This is a genomic window from Rickettsia argasii T170-B (assembly GCF_000965185.1).
Lineage (GTDB): Bacteria > Pseudomonadota > Alphaproteobacteria > Rickettsiales > Rickettsiaceae > Rickettsia > Rickettsia rickettsii.
Map to the genome: position 1 here is coordinate 49,255 of NZ_LAOQ01000002.1, position 16,107 is coordinate 65,361.

Sequence of the window (16,107 nt, forward strand, 5' to 3'; positions counted from 1 at the left end):
AGCAGCTACTAATTGAGAAATTTATCGCAAGTTTGTTTGGCTATTTCATACCAGCAATTTTCAGGAGTGGTAGATTTATTACTAAAACCGCATATAATCAGCCTGTCTTTAGCTCTTGTCATTGCAACGTAGAGTAGTCTTATATATTCTTGCAAATCTTTTAATTTTTCAGCTTCTTTCAGCTTTTGCAAAAACTCAGGAGTATCGGCAGCATTAGCAGAGAAAAACATTTCTCCTTTATCATCCCAAATAAATTTATTGCTGCTTATCGGTAAAGTAGTAGAATCGCATAATATAACAATAGGAGTTTCAAGCCCTTTAGAGCCGTGGACGGTCATTACTCTTATTTTGTCTGAATGCTCCATATCACGTTTAATATAGATATCGTTATTCTCAAACCAAGCAACGAATCCTTGCAGTGAATTATCTATATCATTTGCATAGTTTTTGCTTAATGTTAATAGCTCATTTATCATATCATCACTATCATCATCATAAATCTCTCGTAAATTTAGATTATGCACCACTAAATCAAAGAAGTTCTCAACAATCGATATTTTATAAATTTCAATTAGAGAATCTAACTTATTATATATCTCCTCATGTGAAGAGAGTATATCCCATAAGCTATTCTCACTTTTATTTACAAGAAGTTTGTATAATTGCTGCTCGCTTATTCCAATAATCGGTGATTTTAGTAAACAGGCAAGATTTAAATCATCATCAGGTAGTAACACAAATTTAGCTAATGAAATTAAGTCCATTATAGTTAGATTTTCCTTAAGGTTCATTCTATCGCTTACCTCAACTTTAAGCTTAGCTTTGCTAAGTTCTTTGATCAGATTATTACTAAATTCATCTCTCTTTCTGACTAATATCATGAAATCTTTTTCAGATATTCTGTTTGCAGTAGACGGTAAAATTTCTTCGCTTTCTATTTGTTCTTTTATAAAATTTACGATTTTTTCTATGAGTAAATCGGCAGCAGATTTAGAATTTTCATAATCTGCAGGTAGTGCCCAAAAAAGCTCTTCTTGTTTTTCACTCGTCACTAATGGCCAAACCGTTACAGAGCCTTGATGTGTACGAAATGAGGATATTAAAGGATTATTCGAAAGGAATAAACTCGGGTAATTGGATTTTATATTTTTTAAAACATTATAAGTAAATTGTAAAATCTCTGTACATGATCTATAAGAATATTCAAGGGTGATATTTTTGAATTTCTTATTAGCATTTGTAAGATTTGCTTTTAGTCGCTCATTTAATAAGTTGAAATTATGAAGATCAGCCCCTTGAAAACTGAAGATCGATTGTTTATCATCGCCGACTATGAAAACACTATTATTTGGCCTCTCTACAGCATTAAACTCTGTTATTAAAGTAGTAATAATATTCCACTGCGGGGGGCTTGTGTCTTGTGCTTCATCGATAAGAATATGATTTATCTCGTTTTCAAGCTTATGCAGTAACCACTTATGAGTAGTTTTATTATTTAGTAATTTCTCGGTGTAGTAAATTAAATCGTCGTAATCGAGTAAATTATTTTCTTCCTTATATGAATCGTATTTTTTTAAAATAATATGCGCAAGTTTAGTAAGTAAGTTCGTATGATATTCTAGCTCTTCTATGCGACGCAGCTCATCTAATCGGTAAATTTCAGAGGTAATTTTTTCTAGCTCTAGTAATAATTTAGGATATTTCCTTATTAATTCTTTCGATAAAAGGCTTTGTCGTTTTTTCCCGTCTTTGGTAAAAAAAATTTCTTTTGGTGCTATCTCCACATCATACTCGGCAAATAAGTTTTTTACCTTATCGTAAATATTATTTAATTCCCCTAACGCTAATCTTTTATTAGATATTTCTTTGGGAATTTGCTTATTTATAAATAACTTTCTGAATTTAATTTTCTGCTCGATTATCTCGGTAAAAATATCTTGCAGAGTTATTTCATGAAATCGGTTAAGTAAATTTTTTATTAAGTCATTATGTTCATCGCTTAAGTAAATTTCGTTTCTGATATTTAGGAAGATATCTTGTAATTTAGTTTCTTCAAGGATTTTAAATTCTGGTGTTATGCCGGCTTCTAAGGGAAAAGTGTTAAGGATTTTTTGACAAAAAGCATGAATTGTATAGATATTTAAAAGCTTATTGCTATTTAGTATTTTATCATATAAAGTTTTTGCGTTTTCTGTTTCTTGCGGCGATGGCTTATTGCCGCTCATTAAGAAAAGTGCTTCTTCTAGTTTCTCGGCGTTGCAAAGAGAAAGATATTTAAGTCTGCTATTAATCCTTACTTGCATCTCTATAGCTGCAGCATTAGTAAAAGTAAGGCATAAAATATTGGAAGGCTCTACGCCCGTTATTAACAGACGTAAAAATCGATCGGTTAGGATTTTGGTTTTACCGGTACCGGCAGATGCCGATACCCAAACGGAGTAATTAGGATCGGATGCTTCTCTTTGTAAATCACTCATTTATGTGTCGATTTTCTACTGTTACCCCGTGGCTTGACCACGGGGTCCAGTCTTTTTAATTATTTTTCTGGATCCCGCTACAAGCTCGCGGGATGACATCCACAGCCATATAATGACGCCGATAAATTACATATATTACGATTAAAGAAATAGCAAGTCCAAACCAAGTTAGGGCGTATTCTAAATGGTCATTTCTGATTACTGCTAAATAATTTATTGCAAGAGGTAATAAAATATCTAGATTGCTAATATCTTTTCCTTCCGCAATAATATAAAAATTCTCAAGATCTAAGCCTAACACTTTGGATGTTTCTTTTAAATTTAGCGTTAGCCACACATTATTTCTTATATCGTTAGCAGGTAAGTAGATACGAGTTTTTTCTGATGGCATGGTAACGCCGATAATTTCGTGCTGCCGGTCGTTTGTAGCTTGCGTGATAATATTTTTATTGCGATTACTGAACCAACCTCGTGCTACTAAAATAACTTTATCTTCTATGGTTTTAAAAGGAGTAACTAAATAATATCCGTCTTTTGCACTCGACATTGATCTTCTACCGTACAAATATATGTCTTTATTAGGCAAAAATTGACCGGTAATTTTTACTTTGTGATAAGGTAAACCGTCTTGAATGTCTGCTAAATTAATTGCAGGTGAGGTTAGGTTAGCTTGCATTGAAGCTAAAAATAATTTCTTTTCTTTTAAACGACTAAGCTGCCAAAAGCCTAAAGAGATAAGTATTGTAAAGGTTATAAATACAAGAAAATTTGTTTTCATAGATAAGTTTTAAGGGGATTGTTGATAATCGTCATTGCGAGCGACTAAAAGGAGCGTAGCAATCTCATGAAATATAAAATCCCTGAGATTGCCACGTCGAGGCTTTGCCTCTCCTCGCAATGACGTTTTACTAAGCAGTTTTTAAAATCCTACTGAGAAACTCTTTATGTTTTTGCAGCTCTTCTTTTGTAGGTTTAATAACAATAGTAGCTTGCTCTGTTTTGTGATTTACTTGATGAGTTGCTAAATTATTTATTCCGGCAGATTTATCAACCATTTTAAAAGCGGATTGTCTACCGCCCATTAACTCTACATATACTTCTGCAAGTAATGCTGCATCTTTCAAAGCTCCGTGAAGCTGCCTACCTGAATTATCAACTTTAAATCTTTTACATAATGCATCAAGATTATATTTTGAGCCTGGAAACATGCTTCTAGCCATTACTAAAGTATCAATAGTATTTGCTAGTTCCAAGAGTTTAATTTCGGTTCTTTTTAATAATGATAATTCGTGATTTAGAAATTTAATATCGAAAGGAGCATTATGAATAATCAGCTTGCTATCTGAAATAAACTCTAAAAAATCATCGGCTATTGTATGAAATAGAGGCTTGTCTTTTAAAAATTCGCCGGATATACCATGAATTCTATAAGCCTCAAACGGCATATCTCGCTCAGGATTATATAAAAATGAAAATTCCTGCCTGTTAATACCTTATTTACCATCTCAATAGCACCGATCTCAACGATTCGATGACCTTGTCGTGGGTCAAGTCCCGTAGTCTCGGTATCTAAAATTATTTCTCTTAAACTCGACATTCCAAATCCTTTATTAGCTTCGCTATTTGTTTTTCCAAGTCTAACATATCAACGCCGCTATTTATAGCAAAATCTGCTTTTGCTATTTTGCTCTCTTGTGGTAGTTGAATTTCTTTGATTTTATTATAAATTTCTATATCAAAAGAAGATCTCGTTATTGCTCTTTGCATTCTTATTTCTTCAGAGCAGTATATTGTTACGACAAAATTAAAATATTTATCAAATTTAGCTTCATAAAGCAGTGGTATTTCGGCAAAGCCAAATTTGGAATTAGCATTTTCTTTTTTAAAGAAAATGAGTTTATCTATTAGTAAGGGGTAAATAAAATTTTGTAGTTTTTCTCTAGCTAGGTCGTTATTGTAAATTAAATTACTGATTTTTCCAATATTGAAAGACTCAAGTTCAGGTAGTAATTTTAAAATCTGAGTTTGCAAAACTACATCTTGATATAATTCTTTTATGCATCTATCGGCACAAAAAGTTTTATATCCTTTTTCTGCTAAATAATCCAACATAAAAGTTTTACCCGATGCATAGCTACCGGTAATACCTATTGCTAACATTTTGTTATAAAAATTTTATGTTCATTAGCGAGTTTTATAGTTAATTCTTCTTCGACTATAATTACGTTATTTTTTTGAATCGCTATCCCTTTGTAATTATATTTAGCAAGATTCTTTATAGTATTAGGACCGATCGTCGGCATATCTAGTCTATTATCTTGATCTAATTTCGCTATTTTTACTAATACTCCTCCATGAGGATTTTTACGTAAATCTGCACATCTCGTTATTAAATTATCCGTTCCTTCGGCAGCCTCTATACCAAGTATGTAGCCACTTTCAACTATAACCGATTGTGCAATGTCGAATGCACTTAGATGATTCAATAATTTTATTCCAAGCTCAATATCATTTTTATCTGAACTTATAGGGTTAGTATCGGTTATAATATTGGAGTTACCTTGTTGATTTTTATATATTTCATTACTTGAAATTACCTTGAAACCGTAACTTTCAAAAAAATCCGCTACTGTTTTTAGCAAACTATCATCTCCTCGAATTTTTTGCCCAACTATTTTGAAAAGCAATAAACCGCCTATTTTATCTACGGCTAAATTTTTAAAATTCGGTCTATTAACTCCACCGATAAAAATAATATTTTTTACCTTATGCTCCTTAAAATATTTTATAGCTTCCCCGACCATACCGATTTTTAAAATCTTATATTCAAAATCTTTAATTTGATCTATATCAGCTTCGTCTTTAATTGCCGCGATATAGCAATTACCGCCTTGCTTTGTATAATTACCTGCTATTAAGTAAGGTAATGAACCTCTACCGGCGATAATTCCAAGATTTGGTAGCATAATTAAGTTTTTAATTTAGAATTCTAAACATTTATTATAAGTCCATTTTTAATATAAATCTAGAATTCTTATTTGACCTTTACATTTTAATCAAATTAAGGCATAATATTTGGTGCTAATATAGCTATAGTAATAAACGTAATTTAGAATAGAGGTTGCGGACTCGGGGGCAGTACCCGACGCCTCCACCAAAACTTTCTAAATAACTTGCTCCTAAAGGTAATTTGTACGTCGATCCGGTATTCGAATCCTCACGTTACTTGTGTGTACCCTGCGGTTCTGCGTTCCGTGTCGCCTTCAAATTTCTCTTTATTAGCTACGTCATTTAGAAAAGTTTAAATATGTAATAACTCTTAAAAGAGTAGACAATACGAAGTTCATCGAGTATTTTTGGGGGGCGAAATAGGATCGACGTGCCTAATAAAAAGATTGCTTTTACTCGGGATGATTCCGCCGATGGCTTATGCCATATGGGTCAAAACAAAGAAACGCAAACGATAATAATCGTTCTGTAGGTCGTTTAGCTTTAGCAGCTTAATCCTACGCGGCTGGAGGGTGTGCCGGGCAACAGAAAAACCCTCACTTATACTTGTTTAATTTGAAAAATTGGCATTGCCTAAAAACGGTTGATCTTGTCATTGCAAGCGAACGTAGAGAATGTGGCAATCTCATAAAGTAGGACTCCTGAGATTGTTTCGTCAAAACTTACAGTTTTTCCTCGTAATGACGTAAACTGTTCAAATTAAACTTCGTCGACCTATTTTTATTTATTTTTCTCGTATGAATATTGAATATAAAAAATTTGTGCATGAATATATGCTAGAATTTGTGAAAAAAATTCTAACAAAAATTCAGCATGAAAATTTATATTGGGATCAGTTAATATACATATCGTACAGAACCGATAACCCTGCGGTAATTTTACCTTCAAAAGTTAAACAGGCATATCCGAAACAGATAACGATAGTACTGCAATATCAGTTTGAAAATTTAATAGTAAATGATACGGGCTTTTCTTTAACAGTAAGTTTTGACGGTGTTAAAGAAATAATTTACGTACCTTTTGATGCACTGATTAGCTTTGTTGATTCCAATAATAATTACAGTCTCACTTTTAATCAGTCGTTAAATATACATGAAAATCCTCAACATGAAGAGGAAATAAGTAATAATAAAAGTTATCAGACTTCATCATCTTCAAGTCCAAATGTTATAATGTTAGATAAGTTTCGTAATTCTTCTAAACCTAAACCTAGTTAATGCATATTATGGATTCAAAAGTAGTGATATATACTGATGGTGCATGTGCGGGTAATCCAGGTCCCGGAGGGTGGGGAGCTTTGCTTCAATTTAATGATACTAGCAAAGAAGTATTTGGGTATGAGTTAGATACGACTAATAATCGTATGGAAATTACGGCAGCACTTGAAGCCTTGAGGATTTTAAAAAAATCTTGTAATATTGAGATTTATACCGATAGTAAATATTTGCAACAAGGAATTACCGCTTGGATTCATAATTGGATAAAAAATAATTGGTGTAAAAGCAACAATGAACCCGTTAAAAATGCCGATTTATGGCAAAAATTATACGCAGAATTGAGTAAACATACTATTATTTGGAAATGGGTAAAAGGTCATGCAAATAATAGCGGTAATATTGCTGCCGATAAACTTGCAGTGCAAGGAAGAGAAACTGCTATAGAAATTTTAAAATGTCGTGGATAGATAAGTTTTTTATTACTTTTTTTCACAAAAAAGTAGGAGAAGATGAGTTTTTGAATCAATATTATGAAAGCCGTAATATTGATTGTTTAGGGCGTCCAAGGAGGTTTGTTATTTATAAAAATGTAAATGAACCTACAAAAATTCCGCCAAGTTGGCACGCTTGGTTACATCATTTAGTAAATGAGATACCAAAAAATATTCAGCTTTTTCCATGGCAAAAGAATAATAAAATAGTTAAAAAGCTGCCTAAAACATCAAATCTTAAATATAATAGATGGCAACCGTAATTAATTAATAAAATATAAAAAACAATGCAACAGAACATTATTGAAACAATTATAGGCTTTGTAGTATTAATTATTGCTTTGCTATTTTTGATTTTTGCCTACAAAACAGGTAGTTCTATAACTAGCTCAAAAGGCTATCAGGTAACTGCTCATTTCCAAAGTGCGGAAGGGATAGCAGTTGGAAGCGACGTAATGATTTCAGGTATAAAAATCGGTAGTGTAAAGCAAATTACTTTAGATCCAAATAGCTTTGATGCAAGTGTATATCTAAATATTAATGATGATGTTAAAATACCTAAAGATTCTAAAGCCCAAGTAGTCACCAGCGGGTTACTTGGAGGTAAATATATTTCAATTGTACCAGGTAATGACGATGAAAATTTAGCGGCTAATGAAGAGATAAAATATACTCAATCAGCAATTAATATTGAATCATTAATTAATAAAATTGTTTCTTCATTCGGTAGTAAGTAGAAGTAATACGAAATAAAAAATCATTAAATTTAGTCGAATCTAGTTTAGATTCGGTTTTTTTATTATTTAAGCTATTGTAAAGTTCTTATAAGAGGAGCATCGTATAAGTTTTGTAGGCAAAATAATTTGCTTAACAAAATGTAAACTAATAAAGGAGTAAATTATAAAAGAATCAAATTCAAACTCTGCTACAGCAGATGTCGAAGGTATCAAAAAAGATATTGAAAGCTTAGTGTCAAGATTACGTAATTTAAAAGGTAAATCCGGAGATATTCTAGATGAGCAGTTAGATAATTTATCATTCTGTTATGGAACATTATAAAGATAAAGTAATGGATAAAGGTAAAGCTAATGTAGCGGATTGATGTGAGTCGACACGTGACCACCCTTTGCGGAATCTCGCTTACGCTTTTTGTGTAGGTGTATTGCTCGCTATTCTTATGAAATAGGTAATTCAATGTTAAAATATCTAATATATGAATTATTAAAAAGTAGCATTAAACAAGAAGAGAAATCTTATGGCAAACCATTTGTCTATTTTTTTAATATTCTAGGTTTAGTTTTAATAATTATTGCTAATTATTGTGATTGTTCGGATAGTCTGGAATTTTATTTTCTTATGCAAAGCGGAATAATTTCTAGAATAATTTCTATATTAAGCTCTTGATGCCGAATTTTGTAAGATTCGCTTATACGACCTCGTTAAGCTCAATCTTAAATTTGTCATTTGAGTGTCTGATTTTGTTTTTGGGCAATCTACATTATCTTAGCCAAGTGTATGAAAGTGTTTAAGCTTTCTTGGTCATCTTGGGTCATTATATAAGGCACTTTGACATATATAAGCATTTGATGTGTTTTGTCCGATATTTTATTTTTCTCTAAAAATGCATATGATTTATGAGTATTGTTATGTTCATCTTGTATACTAAACACTTTATTTACTGTAACTGATTTATCGGATTTTGATATAAAATCATCAATAAAATAGTTTAAATAATCTCTAAATAATTCGCTTAATTGCTTATCATTTTCAAGTTCTTCATATGATAACGATCTTGCGGTTTTCAACTTAAAATATGATTTAATCATTTCAAGAGCAGAATATCTATCGCAGTTATTATTAAGAATTTTATATAACATTTTTTTATCAAAATATGCAGGTATTATTTTTAAATCCTTATTAATAATTTGCTGTTTGTAATAATATAATTGACGCATAAACACGATAACAGTAGCTGTAAGACCTGCAACTAAGATAGAGTATAAATTTAGTGATTGAAAAAGCATATTTTGAATATATTTAATTATAACTACCAATGATAGTACAGTATTTTGTTTTTCAATCTAAAAATGAACCATTGCTGTATATTATTTATTTTTTCTTTCAATTATATCACATATCTATCATGCTAATAAAATAAAGTAAATTTAAAGTACTAATTGTTAGTTTGTTTCTTGCTTTTAACGTTACTATTTACTGGGGAATACAGTTAAATCTATATAATTATAACTATAAAAAACATCGCAATATATTATAGCTTTTCTCTATCAATTCACGAAATATATTAAGTTGCACTTCCTTTTTTTATTTATCGTGTAAAGCGAGATTTTCTATTGACTTTTATATAAAACAGTATAAATTTCTTTACAATTTAATTGTTTGTAAAGAATTTATGCTAGGCTATGAAAAAGAACAGAGAAGTTTAACAAGCGACCAAAAAGAAGCCACGGGAATTTTATCTACAGCTACTTTTCTTGAGTATTTTGATTTAATGTTGTACGTCCATTTAGCAGTATTGTTAAATGAATTGTTCTTTCCTAAATATGATTCGAGTGCAGCTTCTCTTCTCTCTGCCTTTACCTTTTGTTCTACCTTTATATTGAGACCACTAGGAGCATATGTTTTTGGTCGAATAGGTGATTACAAATTAGGGCGAAAATCTACTGTTATTATCTACCTTAATGGCTTTATCCTGTATAATTATGGCAAATGCTCCTACTTATGAACAAGTAGGTTATTTTGCTGCTGTATTAATCACAATTTGCCGTGCAATTCAAGGTATAGCGTCTGTAGGTGAAATAGTAGTAGCAGAACTTTATTTAACTGCAAAATCACCTATACAATATCCCGTAGTTTCTTTTATCGCCGTAGCATCAGTAATTGGGACAACTGTAGCTTTAGCTATAGTATCTTTAGTTACTACTCAAGGATTTAATTGGCGTCTTGCCATTTGGATAGGTGCAATTATTGCAGTTGTGAGAGGCTACGCTAGAGCTCATCTTAGAGAAAAGCCTGATTTTGTAGATGCAAGTGCTAGACTTTTACGAAAATATGAAAAAGCAAATATTGACAAAAAAGAATTAAAAAACGATGAGATTTTTTACCAAAAACCTAATAAGAAGACAACTATATATTTTTTCATAATGAGTTGTGCTTGGCCCATATTTTCTACTATACTTATATTACTTGTGGTGAAGTTTTAAAAAATGCATTTGGATATAGTGCAGCTCAGGTTATTCATCATAATTTTATTATTTCAATGTTCCACCTAGCTAGTATGTCTTTAATATGTTTTCTAAGTTATAAAATAGATCCTTTAAAAATTCTTAGAGTAAAATTAGCTTTACTCTTTATATTTATTCTATTTGCACCATACCTTTTAAAAAGTACAACTACACCTTTCCCGCTTCTTTTAATTCAAATAGGTTTGATAATATGTTCATTTGATACTGTTCCTGCTGTTTCAATCTTTTTTAAGCATTTTCCGGTTTTTAAACGCTTTACAGTAGTATAAAATATATGCTGTTTCTAGAGCCTTAATGTGTATAATCACTTAGTTTGGAATTTTTATATATTTAACCAAATATTGGGGTCAATATGGTTTGTTTGTTGTGATGGTTCCATTACTTATAATTTGTATGTTTGGTCTAAATCATTTTCAAAAGTTGGAAAAAGAAGTAGGTTATTCATAGTGAATAATGATATTTATTTTTGTTGAAAAAAATTTATCTTTGTATAAAAACCTATAGCAAATTTCATTAAACTTTTCTTCAATTTCATAACACTCTAAATTTATAGCAACAACTAGAAACTTCTTAAATGTTTCCACAATGATCTGCTTCGCTTTTTCAGGTGATTTAGCTGCTAATGTTTGTACATTATGAATACGATCAAATAATTTTATAAGTGCGGTATCATATCTTTTTTGCTTAATTAATAGGTTTAAGCTTTCCTCGACACTGATTTGTCCGTGCGGTTTAATTCTAGTTAAACCTTCTACATGTTTTGCTATTTCTTTACCAAAAATTTTGATGATCATCTTTTCAGTAAGTTCTGTATCCTCAATAGTATAGTGAAGTAGAGCAGCATTTATCATATTAGAAGTAAAAAGCTTAGGCGCTTCGTCTGCTACAAATTCTGCAAGCATAATCGCTACTTCGATCGGGTGCGAATAATACGGATCGCCTGACTGACGCATTTGTGAACCATGATATTTACAAGCGTAGTAGATACCTGTTTTAACTTCCTCTATATCAACAGGATTTTTTACTTTAGTGTTTAAATATTCGAGTTTATCAAGTAGCTTTTTAGCATAAACACAAATTTCAAACTTTTCTTTCCAGGAGTTTATAGCGTCCATAAAAGTTATTTTATTTATATTAATAATAGTTGATTACAATTAAAACAAAGGTTTAAAAATTGTAATAACAAATAATTTTTTAACTTTAAATAGCTTAATAGCTTTTGGTTACATTGTATTTAAACAATTTCATTTTGTGTTATTATTTATTTTTGCTTCTTGTTCTTGCTGTAATTTATACCCTGCTGTTTTTTCTTCTATATAGTTAAAAAAGAAATAACAAAAAGTTAAAAAACTAGTGAGAATAATAGCAAATGTTATTAATATTAACTTAAGCTCTTTCCTTGCATTTTGAGCTTTTCAAAGCTTTTCCTCCTCTTCATCTAACGCAGAGGTGAAAGTTTCTTCTTCTTTATTTTCCATATTTTAACTCTTATAAATTAGATTATATTATGAAGGACAGAGTTTAATTATCATTTAAGAAAAGTAATCTATAGAAGTAATTAAAATAAGTCAATAATTATTTAGAGTTGAAAAGATTATCATTACGCGGGAATGACATCGGAAGGCTAAATTACAGCATAAAACAACTGCTTTTGGGTGATATCTGTTTTAGGTGATACCTGCTTTTAATCTTAATTTTTATATTCCAGGATAAACTATAGTATGCTAAGATATTGCTTTTAAAAATAAGTGATTATCAGTGTCAAAATTTTCTTTTAATATTCATCATCAGCATAAAAAAGCTAGAAGCGGTATTATCGTAACCGCACACGGTGAGATGCGTACTCCCGCTTTTATGCCAGTTGGAACTAGAGGAACGGTTAAGGCAATGCTACCTGAATCGGTAGCAGAAACGGGGGCTGATATATTGCTTGGCAATACTTACCACTTAATGCTTCAGCCGACTGCCGAACGTATAGTACAGCTTGGTGGCTTACATAAATTCATGAATTGGGATAAGCCGATATTAACCGATTCTGGCGGTTTTCAGGTAATGTCGCTATCGAAGTTACGCAAGATAACCGAAGAGGGAGTAAGTTTCAGCTCTCATATTAACGGCGATAAATATATGTTAACTCCTGAGCGTTCTACCGAAATACAATATCTGCTCGGTAGCACAATCACTATGGCTTTTGATGAATGTACGCCTTACCCTGCAACCTTTGAAGAAGCTAAAATTTCTATGCAGCTTACGACTAGATGGGCGAATAGATCACGTAATGCTTTTGTGAAGCGGGAAGGCTATGCACAATTCGGTATTATTCAAGGTAGCGTTTACGAAGAATTACGTGAGCAATCGGCTAAGGATCTAGTAGAACTTGATTTTGAGGGTTATGCTATAGGTGGACTTGCAGTAGGTGAGGGGCAGGAGCTTATGTTTAAAGTACTTGATTATGTTCCTGATTTTCTGCCGCAAAATAAACCGCGTTATTTAATGGGAGTCGGTAAGCCTGCTGATATTATAGGTGCGGTTAGCAGGGGTATAGATATGTTTGACTGCGTAATCCCGACACGCTCAGGTCGCAACGGTCAGGCTTTTACGAAATACGGTACGGTAAATATCCACAATAGCAAATATGCCGATGATAACAAGCCGCTAGAACATGATTGCCTATGTCCTGCTTGTAGAAACTATAGTAAAGCTTATCTACATCATTTAGTTAGAATCGGTGAAATACTTGGCTCTATGCTAATGACATGGCATAATTTAACATATTTCCAAAATCTCATGAGCCGTATTAGAGCATATATTAAACTAGGTAAAGATTTTGATTTTGATTCTTAAAGTGACTAGTTATAAAACATGCCTTATTACATGTAAACGTACTTAAGTAGGTTATGTTATGAAAAAAGTTTGTGCAGATCACATTTCAGTGATTGTAACTAGACAAAAACAAAAACCTGTGGTTATTATGTCGCTTGAAGATCATAATGCTATGGAGGAAACTATACTTGTTAAAAAGTCCTAAAAATGCTGAAAGACTAAAACGAGCAATTAGCGATTTTGAAGAAAATAAAAATTTTAGGAATTGGATTTGATTGTAAATTAAAATAAAAGTATGAACTACTAATGCAAAATATTGATTTAATATCTGAAGAGGAAGCACAAAAATTACTAGAAGAACTCGCTGATAAAATAGCAGCGTATAACCATGCTTATTATATAGAAGATAATCCTTTAGTTTCTGATAGCGAGTATGATCAGCTATTTAATACCAATCTCAAGTTAGAACAAAAATTTCCTCATTTAATTTTAGAAAATAGTCCTAGCAAAAAAGTAGGGGCTAAAATAGCAAATAAATTTGCTAAAGTTACGCATCAAGTGCCTATGCTATCTCTCAGTAATGTTTTTGATGAGCAAGATGTGAGAGATTTTGTAGACCGTATAAAAAATTTCTTACGCCTTAATGAGTTTGCTCCTATCTTTTGTGAACCTAAAATAGATGGTTTGTCTTTTTCTGCTGTTTATAAAAACGGGGTGTTTACAACGGGAGCTACAAGAGGTGACGGATATGTCGGTGAAGATATAACAGCAAATATTAAAACAATCAAAAATTTTCCTCATAAAATAGATAATGTTCCGGAGTTTTTAGAAGTACGAGGGGAAATTTATATTGAAAAACAAGATTTTTTAAATCTAAATAAAGAACAAGAAGAGCAGGGCAAGGATAAATTTGCCAATCCTCGTAATGCTGCTGCCGGATCACTTCGTCAGCTTGATGCTTCTATTACGGCTAAAAGACCACTCAAATATTTTGTATATTCAGGAGTGGTAACTGAACAGAATATCGCTTCTTCACAAGATCAATTACTTACAAAATTAAAAGAATGCGGCTTTAACATTAATGAAATATCTAAACTTGCGAGTTCTGAAGAAGAAATTTTCGCCTTTTACGAATATCTCAAAACAAACAGAGAAAATTTACCTTATGAAATTGATGGAGTAGTATATAAGCTAAATAATTTTGCACTGCAAAATAGAATGGGCTTTATTGCACGAAGTCCACGCTTTGCTACCGCTCATAAATTTCCTGCAATAATAGGACAAACAAAGTTACTTTCTATTACTGTACAGGTCGGTAGAACTGGTACGTTAACGCCGGTAGCCGAACTTGAACCCATAGAAATAGGTGGGGTAACTGTTAGCAGAGCAACATTACATAATTTCCAGGAAATTGCACGAAAAGATTTGCGGATTAAGGATTATGTATTCCTGCAACGTGCTGGTGACGTTATTCCTAAAATCATGGGAGTTGATTTTGATAAACGTCCTAATGATACAGCAACGTTTGATACTCCTTTATTTTGTCTATCATGCAATTCTAGGTTGCATTATACGCCTGAAGATATTATTATACGCTGTGATAATGGCCTTAACTGCCCTGCTCAGAATTATGAGCGTATCCGTCATTTTGTATCGAAAAATGCTATGGATATTGAGGGGCTTGGGCGTAAGCAAGTTGAGTTTTTAATAGATAAGGGATTGATTAATAATCCTTTAGATATTTTCTTTTTAAAAGAAAAAAATGACTCTAGCTTAGCAAAACTTGAAAATATGGATGGATGGGGTAAAAAATCAGTAGAAAATCTTTTTAAAAATATAGAAAAATCAAAAAACGTTAGTTTGCCAAGATTTATATATGCATTAGGCATAAGGCATATCGGTGAACAAAATGCTAAATTACTTGCTAGAGAATTTGGCAGCTATAATAATTTTATAGCTCAAATGGAATTGCTTAGAACAAATGAGCCTGATATTTATCAAAAACTAAACAATTTAGAAGGAATCGGTGATAAGATTTTAGTAGATATTATTGATTTTTTTGATGTTAAAGAAAATATTGAGCTTATCAAAAAACTTGGTGAAATATTAAATATTGAAGATTATAAAGAGACTAGAGAACAGAGTAGTTTAACGGACAAGATAGTCGTATTTACCGGTAGTTTACCGACGATATCTAGAGCGGAAGCTAAAGCAACGGCTGAGAAGCTTGGGGCTAAAGTTGCAGTTGGCGTATCATCGAACACGGATTTAGTTATAGCCGGCGTTGATGCAGGCAGTAAACTTAAAAAAGCTAAAGAGCTTAATATTAAAATTATTGATGAAGAAGAATGGCTTACGCTTATAAAAAATGTTTAAAGCAAGGCATTGCTAACTAAATGATAGTAAATAAAAAACTCGATGTCATTCCCGCTTTCGCGGCAATGACATAGGAAAGCTAAACTACACTATAAAACAACTTTTTCTAGGCAATGCTAAACTTTTTGACAAAGATAGAACAGTTATTAAAAAACATATTAATAAAATTCTAAAAGAAAGAAAACTAGACAATATAGTATGTGCAAAATTTGCACATACTGCCGCTGATGGTAAAACATACCAAGTAGAATACTATAATTTAGATATGATAATATCAGTAGGATATAGGGTAAATTCTAAGAGAGGTATCGCTTTCAGAAAATGGGTTACTAACTTACTTAAAGAATATCTAATTAAAGGCTATAGTATTAATCTACACTGCTTTTACGAAAGATTGCACAGTAAATTATACTATGATATAATGCATAATTACTGTAGTTAAATTAGACGA

At 31.7% G+C, this 16,107-nt stretch carries 16 protein-coding genes, 1 other RNA gene and 4 pseudogenes; 13 read left to right on the plus strand and 8 right to left on the minus strand.

Annotated elements, in window-relative coordinates:
• Positions 1–8: 8 nt before the first annotated feature.
• The 5 genes and pseudogenes from RAT170B_RS02645 to RAT170B_RS02665 form a co-directional block, all read right to left on the minus strand.
• Complete coding sequence (locus RAT170B_RS02645; RefSeq protein WP_045805553.1) at positions 9–2,477, minus strand: UvrD-helicase domain-containing protein; 2,469 nt, start codon at positions 2,475–2,477, stop codon at positions 9–11.
• A 55-nt stretch (positions 2,478–2,532) separates the two neighbouring features.
• Positions 2,533–3,255, minus strand: coding sequence for an SURF1 family protein (locus RAT170B_RS02650; protein ID WP_045805554.1), 723 nt, complete (start codon positions 3,253–3,255; stop codon positions 2,533–2,535).
• A 130-nt stretch (positions 3,256–3,385) separates the two neighbouring features.
• A pseudogene (gene dnaQ, locus RAT170B_RS02655) lies at positions 3,386–4,074 on the minus strand (DNA polymerase III subunit epsilon).
• Positions 4,062–4,637 (minus strand): dephospho-CoA kinase, encoded by a 576-nt coding sequence (coaE, locus tag RAT170B_RS02660; protein ID WP_045805555.1) that lies wholly within the window; start codon positions 4,635–4,637, stop codon positions 4,062–4,064. The pseudogene dnaQ and the gene coaE overlap by 13 nt, the downstream one beginning before the upstream one ends.
• The gene (locus tag RAT170B_RS02665; RefSeq protein ID WP_045805556.1) at positions 4,631–5,443 is read right to left on the minus strand and encodes an LpxI family protein; all 813 of its coding nucleotides are present in this window, start codon (positions 5,441–5,443) and stop codon (positions 4,631–4,633) included. Before RAT170B_RS02665 ends, coaE begins: the two co-directional genes overlap by 7 nt.
• 74 nt (positions 5,444–5,517) lie before the next feature.
• Here RAT170B_RS02665 and ssrA point away from each other — a divergent pair.
• From ssrA to RAT170B_RS02690, 7 genes and pseudogenes are all read left to right on the plus strand, one after another.
• Positions 5,518–6,027: a transfer-messenger RNA gene (ssrA, locus tag RAT170B_RS08370) on the plus strand.
• A gap of 196 nt (positions 6,028–6,223) precedes the next feature.
• Positions 6,224–6,703 carry an SspB family protein gene (locus RAT170B_RS02670; protein WP_014014721.1) on the plus strand — a complete coding sequence of 160 codons (480 nt, stop codon included), beginning with the start codon at positions 6,224–6,226 and terminating at the stop codon, positions 6,701–6,703.
• A complete protein-coding gene (rnhA, locus tag RAT170B_RS02675) occupies positions 6,703–7,170 on the plus strand; it encodes a ribonuclease HI (RefSeq protein WP_004997577.1) in 468 nt (155 codons plus the stop codon). Before RAT170B_RS02670 ends, rnhA begins: the two co-directional genes overlap by 1 nt.
• A complete protein-coding gene (locus RAT170B_RS02680) occupies positions 7,158–7,457 on the plus strand; it encodes an NADH-ubiquinone oxidoreductase subunit NDUFA12 family protein (protein ID WP_014014720.1) in 300 nt (99 codons plus the stop codon). The genes rnhA and RAT170B_RS02680 overlap by 13 nt, the downstream gene beginning before the upstream one ends.
• 24 nt (positions 7,458–7,481) lie before the next feature.
• Positions 7,482–7,931, plus strand: a complete 450-nt coding sequence (mlaD, locus tag RAT170B_RS02685) for an outer membrane lipid asymmetry maintenance protein MlaD (protein WP_004997581.1) — start codon at positions 7,482–7,484, stop codon at positions 7,929–7,931.
• 163 nt (positions 7,932–8,094) lie between these two features.
• Positions 8,095–8,380: pseudogene (locus RAT170B_RS12095) on the plus strand (hypothetical protein).
• 8 nt (positions 8,381–8,388) lie between these two features.
• Positions 8,389–8,589, plus strand: a pseudogene (locus tag RAT170B_RS02690) (hypothetical protein); the annotation flags it as partial.
• A gap of 98 nt (positions 8,590–8,687) precedes the next feature.
• Here RAT170B_RS02690 and RAT170B_RS02695 read toward each other — a convergent pair.
• Positions 8,688–9,248 carry a hypothetical protein gene (locus RAT170B_RS02695; RefSeq protein WP_045805557.1) on the minus strand — a complete coding sequence of 187 codons (561 nt, stop codon included), beginning with the start codon at positions 9,246–9,248 and terminating at the stop codon, positions 8,688–8,690.
• Between the two features lie 356 nt (positions 9,249–9,604).
• Between RAT170B_RS02695 and RAT170B_RS10325 the strand changes: the two genes are divergently transcribed.
• Positions 9,605–9,937, plus strand: coding sequence for a hypothetical protein (locus tag RAT170B_RS10325; RefSeq protein WP_155980690.1), 333 nt, complete (start codon positions 9,605–9,607; stop codon positions 9,935–9,937).
• Entirely contained in the window at positions 9,915–10,415 is a 501-nt protein-coding gene (locus RAT170B_RS11220) for an MFS transporter (RefSeq protein WP_261368659.1), read from the plus strand. Before RAT170B_RS10325 ends, RAT170B_RS11220 begins: the two co-directional genes overlap by 23 nt.
• Before the next feature lie 479 nt (positions 10,416–10,894).
• Here the strand turns inward: RAT170B_RS11220 and RAT170B_RS02705 are convergent, their stop codons facing one another.
• Positions 10,895–11,572 carry an HD domain-containing protein gene (locus RAT170B_RS02705; RefSeq protein ID WP_045805558.1) on the minus strand — a complete coding sequence of 226 codons (678 nt, stop codon included), beginning with the start codon at positions 11,570–11,572 and terminating at the stop codon, positions 10,895–10,897.
• Positions 11,573–11,701: 129 nt separating this feature from the next.
• A pseudogene (locus RAT170B_RS11225) lies at positions 11,702–11,935 on the minus strand (hypothetical protein).
• 280 nt (positions 11,936–12,215) lie between these two features.
• Between RAT170B_RS11225 and tgt the strand changes: the two are divergent.
• From tgt to rhuM, 4 genes are all read left to right on the plus strand, one after another.
• A complete protein-coding gene (gene tgt / locus RAT170B_RS02710; protein ID WP_045805559.1) occupies positions 12,216–13,301 on the plus strand; it encodes a tRNA guanosine(34) transglycosylase Tgt in 1,086 nt (361 codons plus the stop codon).
• A gap of 58 nt (positions 13,302–13,359) precedes the next feature.
• Complete coding sequence (locus tag RAT170B_RS11230; protein ID WP_014014713.1) at positions 13,360–13,485, plus strand: type II toxin-antitoxin system Phd/YefM family antitoxin; 126 nt, start codon at positions 13,360–13,362, stop codon at positions 13,483–13,485.
• Between the two features lie 101 nt (positions 13,486–13,586).
• Positions 13,587–15,656 carry an NAD-dependent DNA ligase LigA gene (gene ligA, locus RAT170B_RS02715; RefSeq protein WP_045805560.1) on the plus strand — a complete coding sequence of 690 codons (2,070 nt, stop codon included), beginning with the start codon at positions 13,587–13,589 and terminating at the stop codon, positions 15,654–15,656.
• Between the two features lie 193 nt (positions 15,657–15,849).
• Positions 15,850–16,098, plus strand: coding sequence for a RhuM family protein (gene rhuM, locus RAT170B_RS08415; protein ID WP_082068642.1), 249 nt, complete (start codon positions 15,850–15,852; stop codon positions 16,096–16,098).
• Positions 16,099–16,107: the final 9 nt, after the last annotated feature.

Coding starts and splice junctions, on each gene's coding strand:
- rnhA (WP_004997577.1), top strand. CDS start 6,703: ATGCATATTATGGATTCAAAAGTAGTGATATATACTGATGGTGCATGT.
- RAT170B_RS02680 (WP_014014720.1), top strand. CDS start 7,158: ATGTCGTGGATAGATAAGTTTTTTATTACTTTTTTTCACAAAAAAGTA.
- RAT170B_RS02705 (WP_045805558.1), bottom strand. CDS start 11,572: ATGGACGCTATAAACTCCTGGAAAGAAAAGTTTGAAATTTGTGTTTAT.
- RAT170B_RS02645 (WP_045805553.1), bottom strand. CDS start 2,477: ATGAGTGATTTACAAAGAGAAGCATCCGATCCTAATTACTCCGTTTGG.
- RAT170B_RS11230 (WP_014014713.1), top strand. CDS start 13,360: ATGAAAAAAGTTTGTGCAGATCACATTTCAGTGATTGTAACTAGACAA.
- RAT170B_RS02650 (WP_045805554.1), bottom strand. CDS start 3,255: ATGAAAACAAATTTTCTTGTATTTATAACCTTTACAATACTTATCTCT.
- RAT170B_RS02670 (WP_014014721.1), top strand. CDS start 6,224: ATGAATATTGAATATAAAAAATTTGTGCATGAATATATGCTAGAATTT.
- mlaD (WP_004997581.1), top strand. CDS start 7,482: ATGCAACAGAACATTATTGAAACAATTATAGGCTTTGTAGTATTAATT.
- ligA (WP_045805560.1), top strand. CDS start 13,587: ATGCAAAATATTGATTTAATATCTGAAGAGGAAGCACAAAAATTACTA.
- coaE (WP_045805555.1), bottom strand. CDS start 4,637: ATGTTAGCAATAGGTATTACCGGTAGCTATGCATCGGGTAAAACTTTT.
- RAT170B_RS10325 (WP_155980690.1), top strand. CDS start 9,605: ATGCTAGGCTATGAAAAAGAACAGAGAAGTTTAACAAGCGACCAAAAA.
- RAT170B_RS11220 (WP_261368659.1), top strand. CDS start 9,915: ATGGCAAATGCTCCTACTTATGAACAAGTAGGTTATTTTGCTGCTGTA.
- RAT170B_RS02665 (WP_045805556.1), bottom strand. CDS start 5,443: ATGCTACCAAATCTTGGAATTATCGCCGGTAGAGGTTCATTACCTTAC.